This is a genomic window from Deltaproteobacteria bacterium, from assembly GCA_011375175.1.
Lineage (GTDB): Bacteria > Desulfobacterota > GWC2-55-46 > GWC2-55-46 > DRME01 > DRME01.
Window position 1 is genome coordinate 36968 of record DRME01000074.1, and the last position, 22411, is coordinate 59378.

Sequence of the window (22411 nt, forward strand, 5' to 3'; positions counted from 1 at the left end):
GATACAGGCTTACCGTTACGGACGCAACAAACCATCCCAAGGAGGTCAGAAAGATGAGAACAAAGGCCCTATGCACCTCGGCGATCCTTGCGGCGCTGCTGGCCGTCTCCACCGTGGAGGCCGGCGCCGCGTCGGAGACGTCCTTTCCTTCCGACTGGCAGAACTGGACGAGCATCTCGACGACGCTGACCAAGATCGGGGCGCTTCCCGGCTGCGACGCCGACGTGAGCTCCCTTCCGCCCATATACCAGGAGACGGTGGAGACCTACTGCGGCGTAAGACCCGGAGGTCCCGGAAAGGTGGCCGTCCTCGTCAGGCCCGGCGCCGTGGGCGCCTACAAGGCACGGAGCGGAGGCTTCGGCGACGGTCCCAACATGATACTCCATCTCAAGGACCTCAAGCTCCTCTTCGTGACGGGCCACAAGGGCGGCAAGGCCGTCTACGGCGTCTACTCGGAGGACGGCAAGGACATGGCCGCCGCCTCGGGTGGACTGGCCCCCAACACGTGCAGGACCTGCCACTCGGGCTACAAGGCCTTCTGCGTAAACGGCCAGTGCGGGACCAAGAAGTGAGCTTGCCTGATGAGGGAACCTTTTGCTTGCCGAAAAGGTTCCCTCAAACCCCTTCGACCCGCCCTGCCTTCGAGGGACGCCCGGAACCTCAACGCCCCGCGCGGCGACGGCGACAAGAGGCCGGCCCTCCCCCTACCTCTCCAGCCTCTCCAGTATGAACTTTATCTGGCGGTCGCCGGGATTGAGCCTCAGGGCCTCGGCGAGGGCCCGCCTCGCCTCGTCGAGCCTTTCGAGCTGGTAGAGGAGCAGGGCCCGGGCCTTGGCGAGCCCCGAGTCATTGGGGTACTTCTCCACCCCTTCGGTGAGATAGGCGAGGGCGCGCTCGTTGTCGTCCATCTCCTGGTAGGAGAGCCCGAGGTAGTAGTAGATCGCCTCGCTGGGCTCTATCATGAGGGCCTTCTCGAAGCTGTCGGCGGCCTTTCCGAAGTTGCGCTTCCTGAAGTAGCGGCCGCCTTCTATGACGAGCCTCGTGTGGAGCTCGCGGCGCTCCTCGTCGCTCAGCGAGGCATAGGGGTCCTCGACGGCGTCGACGGGCCTGCCCTCGGGCGCCGGTCCGTCAAGGACCTTCGCCGCCGCGGCCTCGCCTTCGATCCTCATCTGCTGGACCTTGACCGATCCGAGGTAGTTGCCGTCGAGCGATAGGGCCGCGCCGCGGGCCCTGACGTTGACGTCGTTGTCGTAGATGTTGTTGCCCTCGATGACGGGGCTTGAATCGACGGCTTCGATACCGACGCCGTTCTGGGTGATGTCGTTGCCCCTGACGACGGCCCTTGTCTCCACGAGGCGAAGGCCCGCCTCGTTGTGCCAGACGGTGGAGCCCGTCACCTCCGGCGAGGGCAGTCCCGATGCCGCAAGGGCCGTCACGTTGCCCTCCATGACGGCGGAGACGATCTTGACGGCGCTCCTTGTCACCACAACCCCCATGGCCGCGCCGCTTATCCTGGCCCTCTCCAAGCGGCCCGACGCCGAATCGAAGAAGATACCCTTCCAGCGCCCGCCGTCAGCCTCGACCGCCCGGCCCGGGAGGAACTCGACGAGCGAATCGGCCGTGCCCACGGCCCGGAGCGCGCCGAGCACCACGAGCGAAGCGCCGGGCTCGAAGAAGAAGCGCACACCGGGCTCGAGCTCCACGCTCACCCCCTCGGCGACGGTCACCTCTCCCTTAAGGACGTAGTCGCCGGCGTAGAAGGTCCTGTCCTCCGCGATGACGCCGCCGACGGCCACGGGCTCGCCGTGCCTCAGCACAAGACGCCTGGACTCCGAAGGCTCCCCCTCGTTTCCGGCGGCATCGACGGCCGTGACCCTGTAGTAGTACGGCGTTGCGGCCTGCACGGAGCGGTCGGCGAAGCGGGTCTCCTCGACGAAGGCCACCTCCTCGTAGCCGGAGAGGGGTTTGATGCTGCGCATGACCCTGTAGCCCTTGAGATCGGAGGCGTCGACCCCCTTCCAGGCAAGCTCCAACCTGTCGGTGAAGGCCACACCCGTGAGCCCCCCGACCCTGGGGGGCGGCTCCGTGTCGATGGTGACAAGACCGGTGATGTCGAACCACCGCGCCTGCGCCCCGCCGGGACGCCCGAGGTAGACCACCACGGGCGCGTCCCTCGCCTCGTCGCCGGGGACGACCATGTACTCGCCCAGGTACTCGCCTGGGCTGACCTCCCTCATGGCCAGCGCCTTCCTGAAGCCGCCGATCTCGAAGATGCCCACAAGACCCGGCTCGCCCTCCATGGCGACCTTGAAGACCTTCCCCTTGCCGAAGGGCCCCTCGCCGGCGTTGGTCATGACGTTGCGGATGACAGGCTCCCGCTCGCCCTCGAAGCCCTCTGGCACCGGCACCTTTTCGTTGAGCTTCCAGCCCAGCTCGTTTATGACGCGCGTTCTCTGGATGTCGCGGATGTTCATGGCCGTGGTGACGGCCGTCATGACGGCGCCCACCGGCGAGAGCGGCACCCCGCCCTCGTGATAGCGCACCGCCTCCTTTATGCGCCAGAGCTCCTTGCCCGTCGCCGCGTCGACCATCCAGACCTCGGCCTCCACGCCCATCTGCGAGTAGGCGACGGCGTACACGCGCTGGTAGTCGGTCACCCTGCCGTAGACGAGGCCCTCGGCGCCGAGGGCCTCCGCTATCTCGGCCGGAGGGATCTCGGCGAAGTCCTTACCCCTCTCCTTTTCCAGCAGCGCGAGCTTGGGGTCGAGTACGTTTATCTCGATGTCGCGGAACGGCTTGCTGCTGAAGTGGTTGTAGAAGCTGCGGCGCACCTGGCCGGCCACGGCGACGTCGTCTGTCTCGTTGCCGAAGGGCAGCACCGCTATGACGGCGGGGTATCTCACGCCGGCGGGGACTGCCGCCACGACGGGCCCCTCCTTGCGGGCCGCCCCGTCGGCGGCGCAGGAGACCAGGAGCGGCAGGCAGAGAAGCAGCGACACCACCGGCGTTACGACTCTCTTCATGACACCTCGCTGCGGGAAGGACTCTCCGGGGGGTTCGGCCGGGGAGGTCACGGCCCCGGGTTTCCCGCGCCTCCCCCTGCAAGTCGGATTGTCTCGCCGGCGGCCCGCGCCGGGCGAGAGGGAGAAAGACCCCTCAGAGGGAAGAGCGCAGAAGCCTGAGCCCCTCCCTTGCGTCGGCGGCGAGCGGGCTGTCGGGGTAGTCGTTCACAAAGGTCTCGAGCTTTCGCGCCGCCGTCTCGTTGTCGCCGTTCTCTATGTAGCTTATGGCCTCCATGAAGGCGTTGATCTCCGTGTCGCTCAGGGGCCCCTTCCAGTAGAGGTCGTCGTCCACCGTCTCGGGAGCGCCCTTCACGCCGGCCACACTGGTGGAGTGGCGCGACTTCCCCCTGGAGTGGCTGTCGAACCTGGCGATCATCGACTTGAGCCATGACATGAGACCGCCCGCCTCGACCGGTCCGGTCCCGCCGAGGGCGACGACGGCCGCCGCAAGGATCGCTATCATGCCTTTTCTGAGCTTCATGGCCAACCTCCGGTGAAAGCGCCGCGCAGGCCTATAGCCCTGCGTGGCGTTTGTGTTGTCCCGTGACCGGCGCCAGGGCCGGCGGCCCCGCGACGGTCGCCCCCGAAGGGGCGCACAGGCCGCCCTTCACGCCCGGCCGCTCACTGGCCGAGCTCCACATAGACCTTCAGGTACTTCTCCTTGACGCCGGCATCCATGGCCATGGCCTCGGCGAAGACCTCCCTGGCCCGCTCACGGTCGCCGAGCTTGAGGTAGGCCCTCGCCATGTTGACCAGTATGCCCGGGTCGGTGGCGTCCTTTTCGCGGGCCATGCGGTAGTAGCCGAGCGCCTTTTCATAGTCTCCCTTGAGGAAGTGGACGTTGCCTATGTTGTTGGCCGTGTCGGGGGTGAGAGCGCCGGAGGCGTCGAGCTTCCTGGCCAGCGCGAGGGCGTCGTCGACGAGACCGTTCTCCCCGTAGACGATGACGGCCTGCGCCAGCCCCTTCTCCCCGAGGTCCAGATACCTGGCGGCGAGCCTGCGCACCCGCCTGCGCCGCAGCTCCTCGAGCTCGCCGCCGAAGACCTTTTCTATGGCCGCCTTCGAGACCTCGCCCTTGAACTCGGCGGGCGGCAGGGTCGCCGGCAGATACTTCTTCCACGCCTTTCGGGGATCGACGAAGGCCGCCTCGCCGCCCCACTTGCCGTAGTTCTCCACCCCCTTCTCCCAGGCCAGCAGGAAGGACGAGCCCACGAGCGTGGTCTCGAAGGGCACCCAGATTGTGCCGTCGTGGACGACGTACATGTCGGGCGGAAAGCCGAACTCGCCCTCCAGGTGCTCCGGTATGGACGTGTCGAACATGATGAAGAGATGGGAGGGCGCGTCAACGGGCATGACCTTTATGCCCAGGCTCTCGAGCGCCGCTCCGAAGAGGCTTACAAGGTCGTCGCAGTCTCCCCCCTTGCGCTCCAGCGTCTCGCGCGGATACTGGACGTGGTCCACTATGGTCGTGTCGCTGGAGACGGTCGCGTAGGGCGTGGGGTCGGCGATGTATGTGACGCCCAGGACGCCGAGGGCCTCGAAGACGGCGCGGGCCTTGACGAGCGCCTGGTTTATGTAGGGGAAGTTGTATTCGCGCACGGCCATGGAGGCGAAGGTCGAGACCACCGGGTCGCGCGGCGTTATGAAGCTTGCGATCTTGGCCTTGTCGTCCCATACGAGGGCGTGCTTTTCGTAGACGTGGATCGGCAGGGCCGCGGTGACCGACCTGCTCTCGGCGCCGTCGTAGTAGGTGACCACTATCTCCGACTGCAGCAGCGTGTTCTCCGTGAGCTCGAGCACCCTGTTGTTGAAGACCGCCGTGAGCTCGACCGTCCTCTTCTGGCCCGGGGCCATGCGCTCGATGAGGCGCTCCGAGGGGAAGTCCATGTAATCCTTCACCATGAGCGTAACCTTGACGCCCCGGATCTCGCGTTCGCTGTTGTTGACGAGCCGCACCGACGCGAAGGGTTCTTCCGCATAGGACTTGTAGATATTGGAGAATATCTCCACGCTGTCGGCCACCGAGAGCTCGATGGGAGGCAGCGCGCCGGAGGCGATCTCCTCGCCCATGCGCTTTCCTATGTCCGAGAGCGTGGCCCTGAGGGTGTCGGCCACCTTCTCGTAGGCGAGCTTTACGGCCGCCTCCTTGCCGGCCTCCTCGTTGAGGTGGACGAGCGAATGCGACCCCTTGAGCCTTGTGATGACGACGCCGTTGTTGCCGTTTACCACGGCGAACTCCACGACGCACTCGATGCTCTTGAAGTTGGAGCCCAGCACCGTGCCGGCCACCCTGGGACTCTCGCTTATCTCCACGACGATGGAGCCCTTGGTCTTCATCGTCTCCGGGTTGAGCGCCCCGGCCCCCATGTCAACGGCGTTGAAGCCCGCCGAGCGGAGCGAGGAGAGCAGCATCTTGCGCAGCCGGTCCGACCCCTTCCGCGTCAGAAGGCCCACCTGCAGCGTGCTCTTGCGCCGCGCCTTGATCATGCCGTAGGACTCGAGCGTGTCCGTCAGGGCCCCCATGTCGATGAAGACGACGACGGCAAACCTGAAAAAGCCCCGGCCCTCGCCGGTGGAGAATATGTAGTGGGAGAGGTAGTATGAGTCGGCGGAGGAGAGGATGTTGTCGTTGAATCTCGAAAGCTCTTTCTTGCCGGGCTCGGCGACGAGCGAGAGGAAGGCGTCCTTCAGGGCCCGCTCCAGCGCCTTCCTCCTGACGGCCGACTCGAGCCCCATGCCCGATACGCCTGAAGCAAGCCCCACGTCGACGAAGAAGAGTCCCGTGCGGGCCACCTCGCGCTCCAGGCCGTCGAGCCGCAGCGGCGCGCCCGTTATGGCGGCCCTCGCAAGCGCGTACCTCGCCTTCCTCGACCCCGCCAGAAGCTTCAGCCCCCGCTCCCGCTCCCCGTTGCGCTCGTAGGCGTAGGCGAGAAGCGGAGCCACCCTCGGCGCAAGGGAGGGGTCCCTTGCGAGCATGGCCTCCATGCGCTCGGCGGCCGCCTTGTAAAGCCGCCTCGACAGGGCGGAGGCGGCCTCGGCGGCCAGCGCCTCCACATCCGCCGGCCCGCCGCCAGCCGCGGCTCCGGGACCGGCCGCCTCGAGGCCGGCCGGCGACAGGCCGGTCACGAGCAGGACCGCAAGGACGATGGAGAGAAGCGAACGTTTAACCATGGGCTCGCCGGGGAAGCCGCCGCCTGGACGGGCTCTTTCACTGCCTGCGCCATATGCCTTCGGTCCTCGTCACAAGGCCGGTGTCGGGATCGAAGGCGACGCCTATGTTCTTGCCGAACCTCTTTCGCTTGTAGACCCAGAGATCGGCCTCCATGATCTCATCGTACGTCATGGTGTCGGTGTTGACCATGTCGGCGTTGGCCGGAGGCCCCATGGCCGTGTAGGCCTCGAGCTTGGTCATGCCCACCGCTATGAGCCCCTTCTTCATCTCGGCCGCTATCTCAGGCGACGAGGGCACGACCGTCACAGGCTCCCTTACTACGAACTTTTCGAGGTAGGGCCGGCCTTCGGCCCCGAGCAGCAGCCTGTAGACGCGGCCCGTGGCCGGGTCCTCGATCTCCGCCTCGTCGCCGCCGTCGTAGCTCACCAGGAGCTTCGTGCCCGCAGGGATCATCTCTCTGGCCGCCTGCCAGTTGACCCACGATATGAGACGGCCCTTCACCACCTTGAGGTTGCACCGCGCGTAGTAGACATCCTCCGCCGGGAAGGCCGAGGCGGGAAGAACGCAGGCGGCCGTGACGAGAAAGGCCAGGACGAGAAGGACCCTCTTCATACCCCCCTCCTTTGCGGGACTTCGGTCATCAACTGAAATATACCATGGAGATGGGCTCAATGCAACGGCCTTGGGTCTGTCAAAGGGATCGCCGCACGGGCGTTAGCGGTGGCTTTTCATGCGCCGATGTGGAATAATTATGGCAACGGCCCCGCGCCGGCGCGGGGGCCTCTTCAGGCGCAAAGGAGTTGACGAATGTTCTTCAGGCTCTTCATCCTGTTCACCCTAATACCGGTGATCGAGCTCGCCCTGCTGATAAAGGTGGGCTCCTTTCTCGGCGTATTCAACACGGTGATGATCGTCATAGCGACGGCCCTGGCCGGCGCCTACCTCGTGAGGCTCGAAGGACTCGGCGTCATGTACCGCTTCCAGCGCAACCTCTCGGAGGGGATATTTCCGGCGGAGGAGATATTCGACGGCGCGCTGCTGCTCGTCGCCGGGGCGCTTCTCGTCACGCCGGGCTTCTTCACCGACGTGCTGGGCCTTCTCATAGTGATACCCGCCACACGGGCCGTCATAAAGGCCCGGCTTCGCCGCCGCATCGAGAAGAGCTCGACGATCATCACCATCGACACGAACTTTCCGCGATGAGCACGCCCCCCAGGCAGGTTACTGAGGGAACCTTTTTGTAAAGGGTCACAGCCCCACGGTTCCCTCAGACTCCCTCCAAAGACTTTTAACGCGAGTTGGTTTCCCCCTGTTTTGCATAGCAAAACAGGGGGAAACCAACTCGTATTTAAAGTCTTTGAAGGGGGTCCGGGGGAAACGTGGGCCTGTGGCCCTTCTACAGAAAGTTTCCCCCAGAAAATAGAAGAGGCGGCCTTCCCTGCGGGAACGGCCGCCTCTGTTTTCCGTCGAAGAGTCCGAGGATGGAGGCTACTTTTTTTCCCTGCCCTTGCCGCCGCCCTTCATGGCCTTTATGAGTATGCGGGCCACCTCGGGCCTTGAGAACTCGGCGGGCGGCACTTCGCCCCTTGAGAGCATCTCCCTCACCTTCGTGCCCGAGAGCGATATGTGCTCGGACGAGTCGTGGGGACAGGACTTGAAAGACGCCATGCCGCCGCACTTGCCGCAGAAGAAGGTGTAGTCGAAGAACATGGGCGTTATCCCTATGGCCCCGGCGTCGAACTCGTCGAAGATGTAGTGGGCGTCGAAGCTGCCGTAGTAGCTGCCCACGCCGGCGTGGTCGCGGCCCACGATGAAGTGGGTGCATCCGTAGTTCTTCCTGATGAGGGCGTGGAAGACGGCCTCCCTCGGACCGGCGTAGCGCATGGCCGCCGGCAGCACGACGAGCGCCACCCTGTCCTTTGGGAAGTAGTTGTCTATGAGGACCTTGTAACACTCCATGCGGACCGAGGCCGGTATGTCGTCGCTCTTGGTCTCGCCTACGATTGGATGGATCATGAGGCCGTCGACCGTCTCGAGCGCGCACTTCTGTATGTACTCGTGGGCCCTGTGAATGGGGTTTCTCGTCTGGAAGCCCACGACCCTGCGCCAGCCCTTCTCCCTGAAGAGCGCCCTCGTCTCGGCCGGGTCGAGGCGGTGTTCGTTGAACTCCCTGTAGGTGCGCCGGTGCAGCAGCGACACCGGTCCGCCCAGGAGCATCTCCCCCATCTCATAGACCTTCTTCACCCCCGGGTGGGCGTCTTCGGCCGTACCGTAGACCTGTATGGCCTCCTTCTCCTTGTCGTGCGGGTATATCTCCTCGAGGTGGAGCACCGCAAGGAGCGCGTCCGAGCCGTCCACGAGGGCCACGTCCGAGCCCTCCTTGAGTCCGCGCGCCTCCTCGGCCTTGCATGAGAGCGTTACGGGGATGGTCCAGGGCAGGCCGTTGGAGAGGGTCATGGTGTCCATCGTCGAGTGGTAGTCGGCCCTGGTCATGAAGCCTTTGAGCGGGCTGAAGGCGCCGACGGCTATCATCTCGAGGTCCGATATCTCGCGCTCGTTGAGCCTTATCTTCGGCAGCCGCCCGGCCTTCTTCTCGAGCTCCTCGCGCTCCTTGCCCTCGACCACCCTGTTTACGAGCTCGCCCCCGTGGGGGGCTATCAGTTCCGGCACTTCCTTACCTCCTCGGCGGGGAAGTCCCCGGGGACGCAACCCCCGACTTCCCGGGCAAAACGGTCATCACCGCCGGCGTCGCCCATCCTGACGGATGGGCGACGCCGGTCCTGTCCATGCGGCGGCGCGGCCCGCGGCCGCCCGCCGCTACTCGTCCTTGTGGAGCCCGCACTCGGTCTTTGCGTGGCCCGCCCAGCGGCCGGCCCTGGGGTCCTCGCCGGGCTTGACGGGCTGGGTACAGGGCTCGCAGCCGATGCTGGGGTAGTTGCGGTCGTGGAGCACGTTGTAGGGCACGTCGTTACTGCGGATGTACTCCCAGACCTGGGCCTCGGTCCACTTGACCAGCGGGTTGATCTTCACGAGGTTGAAGAGCGAGTCCCAGCCCACGATGGGGGCGTTGGCCCTTGTGGGCGACTGTTCGCGGCGGATGCCCGTTATCCAGGCCGACAGCGTTCCCAGCGCCTCCTTGAGGGCCGATATCTTGCGTATCTGGCAGCACTTCTTGGGGTCGCGCTTCCAGAGCTCGGGGCCGTACTCCTTTTCCATCTCCTCAAGCGACATCCTGGAAGCGAAACGCTCGGCCTTGAGGCCGTACTTCTCGGCTATCCTGTCGCGCACGTCGTAGGTCTCCTTGAAGAGCAGCTCCGTGTCGAGGTAAAAGACCCTCGCATCGGGCCTTATCCTGAGCAGCATGTCCACCAGGGCCACGTCCTCGGGGCCGTAGCTGCAGGCGAGCGCCACGTTGGGGTGAAAGTTGTCGAGCGCCCACCGCAGGGCGTCCTCGGGCCCCTTGGAGTCGAGCTCTTCGTTGACCCTGCTCAGTTCCTCTTCGGTCCATACCTTTGCTGACATCTCTGCTACCTCCGTCCTTTTTTGTTGCTTTGTCCCTGCTCCGCCTCCACAGGTGGCGGGTCGTCGGAGACACCACCGGCCACATGGGCGCCGTTGCGGCGCAAAGCGTCGAAGCCACTTTCCCTTACTCGTCGAAGATCACGACCTCGCAGGGGGCCTTCTCCCTGAGCTCCTCGGAGAGCGAGGCCGAGAAGTAGCGCCTGAGGGTCTTGAGCTTCCTCCTTGCGACGACGGCCGTGGCGGCTCCGCTCTCCTCTATGACGCGCAGCACGGTGGGCAGGAAGTCCCCCTCCTCCATCCTCGCCTCGAAGGGAACGCCCCTTTTGCGGGCCGCCTCCCCGACCGCCGCGAGCCGCTCGCGGCCGCGCAGCCTGTACTCGCGCATGACCGCCTCGGTGAGCTCCGCCGATGGCCTCTCGCCTATGAAGCCGATGTCGCTGAAGGTGTCGAATATGCCCTTGGCGATCTCCGACTCCACGAGGAAGAGGGCGAGAAGGCGCGCTCCCTGGCGGGCGGCCCTCTCAACGGCGTAGTCGACGGCCCGCTGCGAGGACCTCGACGTGGTGAGCACGACGAGCACGGTCTCCATCTTCAGCGTCCCCCGCCCACAAGCGGCCAGTAGAGGTTTGCGACCAGGTTGAAGAGCACCCAGGCCGACGCGCTCATGAGGATGCCTATCTTCGCCATGTCACGCACCGTCACGTAGCTGCTCGACACGGCGATGGCGTTTGCCGGCGTGGAGAGCGGCAGCGTGAAGGCCAGCCCCGCGGGCACGGCCACGGCATAGGTGAGCGTTGCGGGCTCCATGCCGAAATTCTCGGCCATTCCGACGCTTATGGGCACGAGTATGGCGATTACGGCGGCGTTGCTTATCCCCTCGGTGAGCACCAGCGTCACGAGCGAGAAGAGGGCCACGACGGCCCAGGGCGCCTCGACCCACTCGCCGATGGTCCTGTCGGCGAGCCAGAGGGCCGCGCCGCTCTTCTCGAGCGAGGCCCCCAGTATGATGGCGCCGCCGTACATGAGGATGATCCCCCAGTTGACGTACTCCTCGATGTCCTTCCACCGCACGAGCCTCAGGGCGAAGAGCAGCACCACGGCCGTGAGGGCTATGTTGGCGAGACCGAGCGAGTGTCCCAGCGTCATCCAGACGACGACGGTGCCGGCCATGACGGCGCCGACGGCGTACTCGCGGTAGCTCACCTTGCCCATCTCGTATATGCGGCGGCCCAGCACCTCGCGGGCCTTCTCCACACTCTCTATGTCCATGGGAAAGGTCCTGGTGAGAACCAGATACCCAACGCCGAGCATGGCCGCCACGAGTGGGGCCACCGAGACGGTATAGGTGAGAAACCCTATCGTCTCACCGGTCGTCTCCTTGAGTATGCCGGCCGCAAGGGGCACCCTCGCCCCGCCGAGGAAGGTCGCCACCCCTCCTATGACGCACCCCCAGGCAAGGCTCAGAAAGAGCAGCTTTCCGTAATTGGACCTGCCGGGCCGCAGCTCCAGCCCCTTTGCTATCTCCAGCACTATGGGAAAGAGCATGGCCGCCACGCCGTGCTCGCTCATGAGGCACGAAAGCGAGGCGGCGAGCAGGAATATGCTCACCAGAAGCCGCCGCGGCGAGGCGCCGAACCTCTCCAGTATGGCCAGTGCCACCCTGTTGGAGAGCCCCGACTGCATGACGGCCCCGGCGAGGATAAAGGCGCCGAGTATGAAGAAGACGGCCTCGTTGCCGAAGAGCGCGTAGGTCTGCTGGGTGCTCAGAACGTCCAGAAGGGGCACGAGCACTATGGCCAGTATGCTCGTTATGGCCAGCGGCACCACGTTGGAGACCCACAGCACCAGGCAGACCATGAATATGGCCATGGCCCGCTGGCCCTCGGGCGTGAGTCCCTGCGGGGTGGGCAGGCTGACAATATACCAGAAAAGGACGGCCAGCGCCAGAAAGAATAAGGGTCTGAGCCCCTTGAGGACGAGGAGCAGCCATATGGACCGTCTGTCTATCTTTACAGCCACGGGGCGACTCCACCTTACGGGTATGTCCTCGCGGCGCCGGGGCCGGAAGGGGGCGGACCGGCGGCTGCGCCCTCTTCGCTCAATCCTTCTCCGTCGCGGCGCCGCCCGCCTCCTCGCCCGCCTCGTCCCTCACACGAAGTTTTCTTCGCAGCGTGGAGAGCCCCCATGCGGCCTTCATGCCGAGCCGCGTCTTGTAGAAGCCGCCGAATATGTCCTTGAAGCCGCTCTTCTCTCCGGCGAGCAGGGCCCCCTCCATGGGGGTGGTGACGACGCTGATGTCGCGCACCCAGTTCATGCTTATGTTGTTGCGCTTGACGGCCTCGTAGAGGTGTCTGTAAATGGGCACGATTATCTCGGCCGTAAGCGGCTCTATCCTCAGCGCCCTCTCGGGCGACGGCCTGTAGATCGGCAGGATTGGGACGACCCCCATGCCGGTCAGGAAGTCTATGCCCTGACAGGTGGAGCCCGGCATCTCAAGGCCCACGATGAGGTGCGAGGCCACGGTGCCGCTGGGGAAGATGCCGGCGGCGTAGCGCAGGGCCTCGATGTAGCGCTCGCGCCCTATGAGCTGCGCCCTCCCGGGGCATATCATCTCGAAGAGCTCCTTGTCGAAGATCTCGAGATTGTAGAGCACCGAGTCGGCTCCGGCCGCGTAGGTCTCGTCTATCCAGCGGTTGTCCCTGGGCGGCAGAGCCTCCACGGCGACGAGGCAGTGGAAGTGCTTCTTCACCGCCGTGATGTAAGGCCTCAGGAACTCAATGCCCCCGTCGTCGCCGGAGCTGAAGCCGATGGAGAGGTAGATTATCTCCGATGCCCTCTCCTTGAGTATGGCCTCCACGGTCTCGACGACCTCGTCGACTGTGTATACCCGGTCATCTCCGCCGTCTATATCGAAGTTGCCGGCGCAGTAGCGGCACTCGACGCTGCGGTTGAAGAACTCGCACCTCGGCGACGGCGTTATGACGGCGTAACGGCCGTGAGCCGTCGCTATCCTGGAGAAGGGCACGCCCGTTGAGGTGGAGCGCCCGTAGAACTCCGGCGGCCTGACCACCTCCACGTCGACCTCGCCGCTGTGGTCGACGATCCTGAACCCCCGGCCCCCGCTCGTGAGCAGGTAGGGCGACGCCCCGGTGAACTCCTCCCTGAAGGGGACGTTGACGAGCGTTCCCCTGGGGAGCAAGAGGTCCAGACCGAGACTGTTGGCCGCCGCCTCTATCTCGGCGGCTATGGAGGGGTCGATCCTGATGCCGCGGAGCATCAGGTCGATCTTCAGCGCGCCGGGATTATGGAGGTAACTCTTCTCCATCTATCCTTTATGGCGGGAAGAGGGGCGAGGCTCCCTGAGAGCCCCCTCAAAGCCCCCTTTCACGTCTCGCAGCGGGCCGCCTGGAGCTCGCAGCTCTGCTCGTATGTAACGAGCTCCTTTATGACGGCGTTCTCGCCGCAGAGGGCGCAGTTCGGGTCCTTCCCCACCCGCACCTTCCTGAAGCTCATCTTGAGGGCGTCGAATATCATGAGGTGACCGGCCAGGCTCTCGCCTATGCCGAGGACCTCCTTTATGGCCTCCACGGCCTGGAGCACGCCTATGACACCGGCCAGCGCTCCGAGCACTCCGGCCTCCTGGCAGCTCGGCACGAGCCCCGGCGGCGGCGGCTCTGGGTAGAGGCACCGGTAACAGGGCCGGCCTTCATGGGGCTTGAATACCGTCACCTGCCCGTCGAAGCGGAACATGGAGCCCGACACCAGGGTCTTCTTCTCGAAGAAGGCGGCGTCGTTCATGAGGAAGCGGGTGGGGAAGTTGTCGCTTCCGTCGAGCACCACGTCGTAGTCGCGTATGACGGAGCGGATGTTGTCGGCCGTGAGGCGCTCGTTGTAGGCCACGACCTTGCAGTCCGGGTTTAGCCTCTCGATGGACTCCCTGGCCGAGAGGGCCTTGGGCCTGCCTATGTCCGAGGTGTCGTGGATTATCTGGCGCTGGAGGTTGCTCAGGTCCACGGCGTCGCCGTCGGCTATGCCGATGGTGCCCACGCCGGCGGCGGCCAGGTAGTAGAGGGCCGGCGAGCCGAGCCCTCCGGCGCCGAGCACGAAGACCTTGCTCTCCAGGAGCCTGGCCTGGCCCGTTCCGCCCACCTCGGGCAGGATTATGTGACGCGAATAACGCTCTATCTGCTCTTCTGTGAAGTCCATGGCGCGATACCTCTTACTGTGGAAATTCCTATGGAAGCTCTTGATTAATTACCCTGGGGGAAACTTTGTTTCCCTAATCATGCAATCTCCAGCGCCTCTTCGGCGAAGGGCTCGTCGGGCTCCTCGAAGCACCAGCTTCGCGCGCTCTCGACCCTGCCCCCGCGCACCGAGACGATGAGGTACGAATACCAGGGCTGCCCCCTCTCCCTGTCGAAGCGCGAGGGCCTGTCGGCGTGGTCGGGATGGGAGTGGTAGAAGCCGAGCACGTCGAGACCTTCGGCCCTCGCCTCCTTGTCTATCCTGTTGAGGTCGGCCGGCGATATCTCGTAGCGGTCCCCGGCGCGCTCGGTGTTCCTGTTCTCCGTCCTCACCACCCTCTCCACGACCTTGACCTCCGACGCCGTGCCCACGAGCACCCCGCAGCACTCGCGCGGATAGGCCGTGCGCGCGTGCGCCGTGAGCTCGTCGTAGAGCTCCCTCGTCATGCGGAGCACCTCAGGCGCCCTCCCAGAGCCTGGTGCTCAGGTACTTGTCGCCGCCGTCGGGAAAGATGACGACGATGAGCCCCTTCTCGATCCTCGAGGCGAGCCGCATCGCAGCCCACATGGCGGCGCCCGAGGACTGGCCGACGAGAAGGCCCTCTTCGCGGGCAAGGCGCTTGGCCATGTCGTAGGACTCCTCGGTCGGGGCCGCTATCTTGTCGTCGTGCTCCTCGGCGTGGTATATGCCGGGCACGATGGAAGAGGCCATGTGCTTGAGGCCCTCGAGCCCGTGGAGCGGGCTGTCGGGCTCTACGGCCACGACCTGGATATGGGGATTGTACTCCTTGAGCCTCCTGCCCGTGCCCATTATGGTGCCGCCCGTGCCTATGGAGGCGACCAGGTGGGTTATGCGCCCCTCGGTCTGCTCGAATATCTCCACGCCTGTGGTGTCGTAATGGGCCCTCGGGTTGGAGGGGTTGTTGTACTGGTCGAGCTTGCAGTACTTCTCCGGGTTGTCGACGTAGAGCTTCCAGGCGAGCCTTATGGCCCCGTCCGACCCCTCGAGCGGGCTCGAAAATACGACGTTGGCGCCGAAGGCGTGGAGTATCTTCTTGCGCTCCTCGCTCACGTTGGCCGGCACGACGAGCTCCACCCTGTAGCCCTTCACGGCCCCTATCCAGGCGTAGGCTATGCCCGTGTTGCCCGAGGTGGAGTCGAGTATGACCTTATCCTTCGTCAGTATGCCGGCGGCCTCGGCGTCCTCTATCATGCGAAGCGCCGGCCGGTCCTTGACCGAGCCGCCGGGGTTGCAGCCCTCGAGCTTGGCGTATATCTCCACCTCGGCCGGAAGCTCGCGGGTAATACGGTTGATACGCACAAGCGGCGTATTACCGACGAGCTCAACGGCCGATGACTTGACGCCGAGTCCCTGGGCCCTGAACGCGTGCATCCGCACCGCCTTCTCTCCACTCATTGTGCAAAACCTCCGTCGAGGGGGCTCATCCGTCGCTGAAAAAGACCCCCTAATGGAACTCAGGACCATCGAGCAGGTTGCATATCGCGTTGACGCGGCTCATCCGTCGCTGAAAAAGACCCCGTAATGGAACGGCACGCAATACCCTACTAAGCTTGTCAAGTTTACAATACCCTACTAAACTTGTCAAGAAATTTAAGGACCTGTGTGCCTTTTTTTACGGGATCGGCCCGCAGGCCGGGACGCAGCGCAAGGGGCCGCGGACCGTAGGGGCGTGAGGGGAGGCGGCTGCGCAGGGCAGCCGCCGCAGGCACTCTCACCGCGGGGCCTCACTCGATGACGTCGAGCTCTATGGGTTCGACCTTGACGCCCTTGTCGATGAAGAAATCGATGGCCTTGTCTATCTCTTCGGGCTCGCCGTCGAACTCGAGGGCCACGAGTCCGAGGCTCGGAGAGACCGAGGCCTGGCGTATGTTGGTGACGACCCTGAAGCGACGTCCCACCTCGTAGATGAGGGGCTCCCGGATGCGCTCCTTGGGATATGTAAGGTAGACCCTCTTCTTCAACGCACGCCTCCCGCTATGGCGGGGATGATGGAGAGTTCGTCGCCGTCGCTTGTCGGCGTGGAGAGGTTGTCCCTGAAGCGTATGTCCTCGTCGTTGATATATATGTTTATGAAGCGACGGAGGTTGCCGTCTTCGTCGCAGATGCGCTCCTTGAGACCGGGATGCCTCTTTTCGAGGTCCTCGATGACCTCCGAGACCGTGGCCCCCTCGGCCGTCACCTCGTCCTGGCCGCCCGTTATCTTCCTCAGGGGAGTCGGTATCCTCACCTTTACCGCCATCTGTATGCACCTCCTGTGTTTTGTAGACGGCTACTCCGTCCCGCCGCCCCCCGCCGCCCCCGGCGCCGCCGCGGCCGCGGGGACGGGGTCATACCGCCTTCTTGACGAGAAGCTCGTAATGGTCGCCGGTCTTCTCCATGCGCAGGATCTCCTGGCCGTCGTTTCTCAGGCTCGAGGGGACGTTCCTTATGGGCTCGCCCTCGTCGAGGTAGAGCAGGAGTTCCTCGCCCTTTTTCATGGTCTCGAGCTTGATCTTGGCCTTCACGTAGTTTATGGGGCACTTCACGCCGCGAAGGTCCATAAGCACGGGCCCGGCGCCCCCTTCGTCCTCCGCGCCGCCGGGGGCCTGCCGGCTCTCCGGGGCCGGGGCTTCGCCCTCCCCGCCCTTCTCCCCCTCTATCCTCTCGAGCCTGAAGTGGAAGAAGTCGTCCATCGACGAGTAGAGGGCCTTGACGCGGTCCAGCATGGCCTCGATGCGGCCCAGGTACTCATCGAGCCCCCGCTCGTTGAGCAAGCGCGACGAGAGGAGTTCGGCCGTCCTGTCAAGCCCCGCGAAGCGCTCCGGGACGAGCCCCCGGCCTATGAACTTGGACTCGAAGTGGTCTACGGCCTCCTCGTCCGAGGCGGTCTCTATGCCCTGTGTTATGAGCAGCGCCTTGCACGTGGCCACAAGGCCCCTGTAGGCGGCCTCCGACGCCTCTTCGAGACGGCCCTGCGCGAGCGCCCGCCGCGCCCCGGCCAGCGAGCCTTCGGCCTCCTCTATGTCCACGTCTATTATGTCGAAGACACCGGCGCCGCACTCGCCGGGACCGAGACCGGCCAGCGAGAACTCCTCGTCCACGCCCCAGTCCGTGTACATCTGCGGGGCCTCGTCATGGGGCGGCATGGTCGAGTACCGCTCGACGAGCTCCCTCACAACGGCCCTGCCGCCGCCGTCGAGGTAGTCGTGGAAGCCGCCCTCCCCCCTCTCGGCGGCGTAGCGGCCGAGCAGCTCGGTGACGAAGGCCGGTATCCTCTTCGCCGGCACGAAGCCGTAGGTCTCGGCAAGCCTCGTCTTGCCGGCCTCGACCCTGCCTCCGGCAAGCACCTCGTAGTGGGGGGCGAGCCGCCCGTCGCCTCTCTTGGCCGCGCCGTAGAGGCCTATCGCCCCTACGGGGTGCTGGCCGCAGGCGTTGGGGCAGCCGCTTATCTTTATGTCCACGTCGAGGGAGCCGAGATCGAGTCCGCCGCCGCAAAGCTCCCTGGTGAGCTCGGCCGCCATGTTCCTTGAGAGGCATATGCCCAGGTTGCACGTCGACGCGCCGGGACAGCAGAGTACGTCGTCGATGCGGCCGGCGCCCGCGCGGCCGAGGCCGAGTTCGGCGAGCGCGGCGAAGAGGGGCCTGAGCTCCTCCTCGCGCAGCCAGCGGATCATGAGGTTCTGGTCGTGGCCGGTGCGGAGCGTGCCCTCGCCGAAGCGCTCGACCACGTCGGCAAGACGCCTGAGGACGGGGGCCTCGATGTCGCCGAGTTCGAGCCTTATGCGGGCGTAGTGGAAGCCGGGCTGCTTCTGCTCCCTCACGTTGGAGGCGCGCCAGAGCTCAAAGCCCCGCTCGTCGAAACCGGCCGGCGGCTCGCCGGCCTCGACCGCGCCAACGTCACGAAGCCGCGGGACGGGCCGCAGCGCCATGGGCCTGGGGCCGCTGCTTCGCACCGCATCGAGCTCCCGGCGGTAGAGGTCGAGGAACTTCCGCTCGCCGTACTTCTCGATTACGAAGCGAAGGCGCGCCTTGTGCTTGTTGCGCCTGTTGCCGTGCTTGTCGAAGAGGTTCATGACCGCCTCGGCCACGGCGAGGGCCTGGTCGGCCGGTATGAACTCCTCGATGAGTGTTGCCGGACGCGACCACGCGCCCATCCCGCCGGCGGCCCACACCTGGAAGCCCTCTTCGGCGGCACCGCCGCGCCCGCGCCTCACGGCCACGAAGCCCACGTCGTTTATGGTCGCCAGGGCGCAGTCCTCGGCGCAGCCGGAAAAGGCTATCTTGTACTTCCTGGGCAGGCTGTAGGCGCTGGGGTGCGTCAGCAGCGCCTCGGTGACGGCCACGGCGTAGGGGGCCACGTCGAAAGACTCGCGGGGACAGACGCCCGACTCTGGACAGGCCGTCACGTTTCTGAGGGTGTTGCCCCCGCCGCCGCGTGTGGATAGACCCACCTCGGCAAGCGACCTCATGGCCTTGACCGTGTCCTCGAGCACCACGCGGTGGAGCTGCACGTCCTGGCGGGTCGTCACATGGGGTATGCCGTTGCCGTACCGCTCCGAGAGGTCGGCTATGCGGCGCATCTGTTCGGGAAGCAGTCCGCCCGCCGGGACCCTGATCCTCATCATGTGGGTCGTCTGGCCCCGCTGGGCGTATACGCCCCTCGTGACGCGGAAAGGCTTGAAGCGCTCGCGCGATATCTCGCCGCGCAGGACCTTCTCCACCTCGGCGGCGTAGACGTCGATGTCGTCGATGATCTCCTGCGGTATCTCGTAGAAACTCTTCGCCTGCTTTACATCACTCATTATCTCTTCAACTCCCGATAGGAGAACTGCCCAGCCGGTGCCTCTCTATCAAGGGACCGTCCGGGCGCGGACGCCCCTGCTGGCGGAAAACAAGCCGTGAGGCATCCTCCTGCCCCACCTGCCCCTCTGTCCCCCTGTCTCCCTGTCCGCTCCAGCGGCGAAGGTGCGGGCCGTGGCCGCCACTGCGGAGGTCCCCCGCAACAAACCTCTCCGCGCGGGCGGCGGCCCGGCGCCTCAGAGGGCGCAGCTCTTCCGGCCCTTGACGAGGGCGTCGAACTCCTTGAGGCTTGCGTTTATGACCGGTGTCTCGCCGAGCTTGCCGTAGAGGGCCTCCTGTGTCTTGAGGCCGTTGCCCGTTATGGAGACGACGATGGACTCGTTTCGCGGGATACGGCCCTGTTCGAGGAGCTTTTTCGTAACGCCCAGCGTTACGCCTCCGGCCGTCTCGGCGAAGATGCCCTCGGTCTCGGCCAGCAGTCTTATGGCGTCTATTATCTCTTCGTCGCTCACGTCCTCGCCCCAGCCGCCGCTCTCGCGCATGGTCCTGGCCGAGTAGTAACCGTCGGCCGGGTTGCCTATGGCGAGGCTCTTGGCTATGGTGTCGGGCCGCACCGGCCTTATGAGCTCCGAGCCTTCCTTCACGGCCGTCACTATGGGGGCGCACCCGGTGGCCTGGGCGCCGTAGATCTTCGAGTCCAGCGGCCCATCGACGAGCCCCAGCCTGTGGAACTCCTTGAAGGACTTCCATACCTTGGTTATGAGCGAGCCTCCGGCCATGGGCACGACCACGTGCTTCGGCAGCCTCCAGCCGAGCTGCTCGACGATCTCGTAGCCGAAGGCCTTGGAGCCCTCGGCGTAGTAGGGCCTTATGTTTATGTTGACGAAGGCCCAGCCGTACTTGCCCGCTATCTCGCTGCACAGACGGTTGACCTCGTCGTAGGTGCCCCTGATGCGCACCATGTTGCAGCCGTAGACGAGGGTGCCGAGTATCTTGGTGGGCTCCAGGTCGTGGGGGATGAAGACGTAGTTCTCGAGGCCCGCCGCCGAGGCGTTGGCGGCCACCGAGTTTGCGAGGTTGCCGGTGGAGGCGCAGCTCACCACGTCGAAGCCCAGCTCCACAGCCTTCGATATGGCCACCGAGACGACCCGGTCCTTGAAGGAGAGGGTCGGGTAGTTGACGGCGTCGTTCTTTATGTAGAGCTCGTCAACGCCGAGGGCCTCTTCGAGGTTGCGGGCCCTCACAAGGGGGGTGAAGCCCACCTGTGCGCCCACGGTTGGCTCTCCGTCAAGGGGCAGGAGCTCACGGTAGCGCCACATGTTCGCCGGCCTCGACTCTATGACCCGGCGGCTCAGCGCCTTCGCTATCTCTTCGTATTCGTAGACGACCTCGAGCGGGCCGAAGCAGAACTCGCAGACATGGAGCGCCTCTTTGGGGTACTCCTTGCCGCACTCCCTGCACTTTAGCGCCTTCACGTAACTCATCTCCATTCCCCCCTTGCTTGAAAAAACTCTTTTTCGGCGGCCAAAAAAAAACCTCTTCTTTTGAAGCTAAGAAGAGGTACGAGACCTTTTCTTATCTTCCAAGGTCCTCCTCGGCCTGCCGGGGCCCGAGGCGCCATTCGCCCCCCGGCAGACCCCGGCCGGGACGTGGCGGACCTTGCTGGAATTAGCACCTGTCACCCCCGAAGAGGCCGGTTGCTGTGGCTTCACAGGGCCAGTTCCCTCTGCCACTCTTGATAAGAACGTTAGCGTATTCAGTTGTATCTGGTTATATAATATGAAAACGGCCGAATGTCAAGACAATAATGGACGGTCTCTGCGACAAAAAAGCTGCGTGGGCTCCCGGCTCCTGTCCGGCCGGCCGAAACCGGAAGGCGGCGCACCCGCCCAGGCTCCGCCGCCGACACCGCAACGGTGGTGACTGCGGTCACATACGGGGCGCTGTGCTTTCAATATACTGTAAGTACGATCTATGGGGCTCGGAGCGCATCGGCCGGAGGCGGCCCGCGGCTCTACTTGTGAGACAACTCTTCTTGACAGACGCTACCCTGACGATAAAATACATGGTAAGATACGACGCATCTAAAGTCGAACCGGAAGAGAGGAACGGAAGGTGGACAAGATGAGCAGAAGCAGAGTAAAAACCCTGTTGGCGGTGATTTGCATCCTGCTGGCCGCTCCTTACACGGCGGCGGCGGCCACATATTACGTCTCGCCCAATGGAAGCGACTCCAACGACGGCCTCAGCACGAAAACCCCGTGGGGGACCCTCGTCCATGCCACAAAAAAGATGTCCGGCGGCGATACCCTCATTCTGATGGACGGAATATACACCTCCAACTGCAAAGACTATTCAAACTGCGAAAATCAACTCATCCCACCAAGTGGGAGCCCTGGTAATTATACAGTCATAAAGGCTCAGAATGACTGGAAAGCCGTCATAGATGGCAGTGGATTTCCCCTCTGGCGCTACCCCATCCACATCAAAAACGGATCTTATATACAAATAGAAGGACTAAAATTGGTGGACGGCGGCGGTATGACCGCTGTCATGGTAGAGCGTTCCAGCTACATAAAGCTAATGCGACTCTCCATAACAAACGGGGTTCCTTACAATGCCCAATGGGGCAATGTGCTTTCTATCGCCAACGCGAGCCACCACATACTTGTTGAAGACACGTGGATCAGCGGTGCCATGAGATACGGTGTCCTTGTCATCGGCGATAACGACGGACCGGTCTCCTCTACAACTTATAAGGTTATTCTGAGGAGGGTCGTTGTCAGGTTCGACTATATAGACAGCGTTGAGCCAAAAGCGGCAATTGCATTTTACGGTGCCGACAAGGCATCAAACGGCATGGTCAGAGACAGTATGTGCCAAAACTGTATAGTGATAGATACGAATCCCGCCAACTCCTACAAGAACTTCTATGGCGCATACTACAACCCCAAGATAACGGAGAACATAAAATACTACGGTTCCATAGCCCTTAACATCAAGGCCTCCGGCTTGGAGTTCGGTTCACCCTACGATGCCGCAGGCTTTTACGTAACCGACAACTATTCGCTATCCAAGGGACATGAGTTGCATAACGTTGTGGCGTGGGATGTAGCTGGTGTAGGTATTCGTTTCGATCAGGGCGATTCAAGCGGAAGCGGCATTGTCAATCAAAGTACGGTTGGGTACTCTACTTATGGTGTAATGGATACGGCAAAACTGCCAGTTACGCTTCAGAACAGCATCATTTACAACAATGCAAAACCAAACGCAGGAGTGGACATATCAAAATACAACACTTATGTCCCCCCTTCCCACGCAGAAGGGAGCAACTACAAGACAACCGATCCGGGGTTGCGCTATCTTGTCAGAACAACCGATACAGGTACAGGTTTGAACGGAATGAAGATAGGCGCCGACATCGAAAAACGCTACGGCGTCTCCGGCACCCTGTGGGACGAGCCCGGCTATGACCAGCTTACAAACGTTCCGCTCTGGCCGTGGCCCTACGAAGACCAGATTAAAAAAGACTTTTCGGCCTCCAACGTTCCGCCGCTCGGGGCCTATCCTCCCACAAACGACACGAAGAGGGGCTTCTGCGCGCCCGGAA

At 63.9% G+C, this 22411-nt stretch carries 19 protein-coding genes and 1 riboswitch; of the genes, 3 read left to right on the forward strand and 16 right to left on the reverse strand.

Translation table 11 applies throughout. The features are described 5' to 3' along the window. The first annotated feature begins 53 nt into the window (after positions 1-53). Positions 54-572, forward strand: coding sequence for a hypothetical protein (locus ENJ37_06565; protein ID HHL40151.1), 519 nt, complete (start codon positions 54-56; stop codon positions 570-572). Between the two features lie 132 nt (positions 573-704). On the opposite strand, the gene ENJ37_06570 is transcribed toward ENJ37_06565, so the two are convergent. From ENJ37_06570 to ENJ37_06585, 4 genes are all read right to left on the reverse strand, one after another. Next, the gene (locus ENJ37_06570; GenBank protein HHL40152.1) at positions 705-3023 is read right to left on the reverse strand and encodes a hypothetical protein; all 2319 of its coding nucleotides are present in this window, start codon (positions 3021-3023) and stop codon (positions 705-707) included. A 133-nt stretch (positions 3024-3156) separates the two neighbouring features. After that, positions 3157-3543: a hypothetical protein gene (locus ENJ37_06575; GenBank protein HHL40153.1), complete on the reverse strand. Its 387-nt coding sequence runs from the start codon at positions 3541-3543 to the stop codon at positions 3157-3159. Between the two features lie 140 nt (positions 3544-3683). Then, the gene (locus tag ENJ37_06580; GenBank protein ID HHL40154.1) at positions 3684-6233 is read right to left on the reverse strand and encodes a tetratricopeptide repeat protein; all 2550 of its coding nucleotides are present in this window, start codon (positions 6231-6233) and stop codon (positions 3684-3686) included. A 37-nt stretch (positions 6234-6270) separates the two neighbouring features. Beyond that, positions 6271-6846, reverse strand: coding sequence for a hypothetical protein (locus tag ENJ37_06585; protein HHL40155.1), 576 nt, complete (start codon positions 6844-6846; stop codon positions 6271-6273). Positions 6847-7041: 195 nt separating this feature from the next. On the opposite strand from ENJ37_06585, the gene ENJ37_06590 reads away from it, so the two are divergent. Further along, on the forward strand, positions 7042-7437 hold the full coding sequence (locus ENJ37_06590; protein ID HHL40156.1) for an FxsA family protein: 396 nt from the start codon (positions 7042-7044) through the stop codon (positions 7435-7437). A 285-nt stretch (positions 7438-7722) separates the two neighbouring features. Here the strand turns inward: ENJ37_06590 and sat are convergent, their stop codons facing one another. The 12 genes from sat to ENJ37_06650 all read right to left on the reverse strand — a co-directional run bounded on the left by sat (position 7723) and on the right by ENJ37_06650 (position 20285). Further along, positions 7723-8904, reverse strand: a complete 1182-nt coding sequence (gene sat, locus ENJ37_06595) for a sulfate adenylyltransferase (GenBank protein ID HHL40157.1) — start codon at positions 8902-8904, stop codon at positions 7723-7725. 147 nt (positions 8905-9051) lie between these two features. After that, positions 9052-9756 carry a phosphoadenylyl-sulfate reductase gene (locus ENJ37_06600; protein ID HHL40158.1) on the reverse strand — a complete coding sequence of 235 codons (705 nt, stop codon included), beginning with the start codon at positions 9754-9756 and terminating at the stop codon, positions 9052-9054. Positions 9757-9880: 124 nt separating this feature from the next. Further along, positions 9881-10345: a universal stress protein gene (locus tag ENJ37_06605; GenBank protein HHL40159.1), complete on the reverse strand. Its 465-nt coding sequence runs from the start codon at positions 10343-10345 to the stop codon at positions 9881-9883. A gap of 2 nt (positions 10346-10347) precedes the next feature. After that, the gene (locus ENJ37_06610; protein ID HHL40160.1) at positions 10348-11799 is read right to left on the reverse strand and encodes a DASS family sodium-coupled anion symporter; all 1452 of its coding nucleotides are present in this window, start codon (positions 11797-11799) and stop codon (positions 10348-10350) included. Between the two features lie 55 nt (positions 11800-11854). Then, a complete protein-coding gene (locus ENJ37_06615) occupies positions 11855-13081 on the reverse strand; it encodes a radical SAM protein (GenBank protein HHL40161.1) in 1227 nt (408 codons plus the stop codon). A 59-nt stretch (positions 13082-13140) separates the two neighbouring features. After that, complete coding sequence (gene moeB / locus ENJ37_06620) at positions 13141-13962, reverse strand: molybdopterin-synthase adenylyltransferase MoeB (protein HHL40162.1); 822 nt, start codon at positions 13960-13962, stop codon at positions 13141-13143. A 77-nt stretch (positions 13963-14039) separates the two neighbouring features. Continuing rightward, positions 14040-14456 carry a M67 family peptidase gene (locus ENJ37_06625; GenBank protein ID HHL40163.1) on the reverse strand — a complete coding sequence of 139 codons (417 nt, stop codon included), beginning with the start codon at positions 14454-14456 and terminating at the stop codon, positions 14040-14042. A gap of 1 nt (position 14457) precedes the next feature. Then, positions 14458-15393, reverse strand: a complete 936-nt coding sequence (locus tag ENJ37_06630) for a cysteine synthase (GenBank protein HHL40164.1) — start codon at positions 15391-15393, stop codon at positions 14458-14460. A 353-nt stretch (positions 15394-15746) separates the two neighbouring features. Next, a complete protein-coding gene (locus tag ENJ37_06635) occupies positions 15747-15983 on the reverse strand; it encodes a FeS-binding protein (GenBank protein ID HHL40165.1) in 237 nt (78 codons plus the stop codon). Continuing rightward, the gene (locus ENJ37_06640) at positions 15980-16261 is read right to left on the reverse strand and encodes a MoaD/ThiS family protein (GenBank protein HHL40166.1); all 282 of its coding nucleotides are present in this window, start codon (positions 16259-16261) and stop codon (positions 15980-15982) included. The genes ENJ37_06635 and ENJ37_06640 overlap by 4 nt, the downstream gene beginning before the upstream one ends. 88 nt (positions 16262-16349) lie before the next feature. Beyond that, positions 16350-18803 carry a hypothetical protein gene (locus ENJ37_06645; protein HHL40167.1) on the reverse strand — a complete coding sequence of 818 codons (2454 nt, stop codon included), beginning with the start codon at positions 18801-18803 and terminating at the stop codon, positions 16350-16352. A gap of 234 nt (positions 18804-19037) precedes the next feature. Further along, positions 19038-20285: a threonine synthase gene (locus ENJ37_06650; protein HHL40168.1), complete on the reverse strand. Its 1248-nt coding sequence runs from the start codon at positions 20283-20285 to the stop codon at positions 19038-19040. Positions 20286-20373: 88 nt separating this feature from the next. Continuing rightward, positions 20374-20546: riboswitch (SAM riboswitch) on the reverse strand. A 370-nt stretch (positions 20547-20916) separates the two neighbouring features. Between ENJ37_06650 and ENJ37_06655 the strand changes: the two genes are divergently transcribed. Continuing rightward, positions 20917-22411: hypothetical protein (locus tag ENJ37_06655; GenBank protein ID HHL40169.1), on the forward strand; the 1495-nt coding region annotated here is incomplete at its 3' end.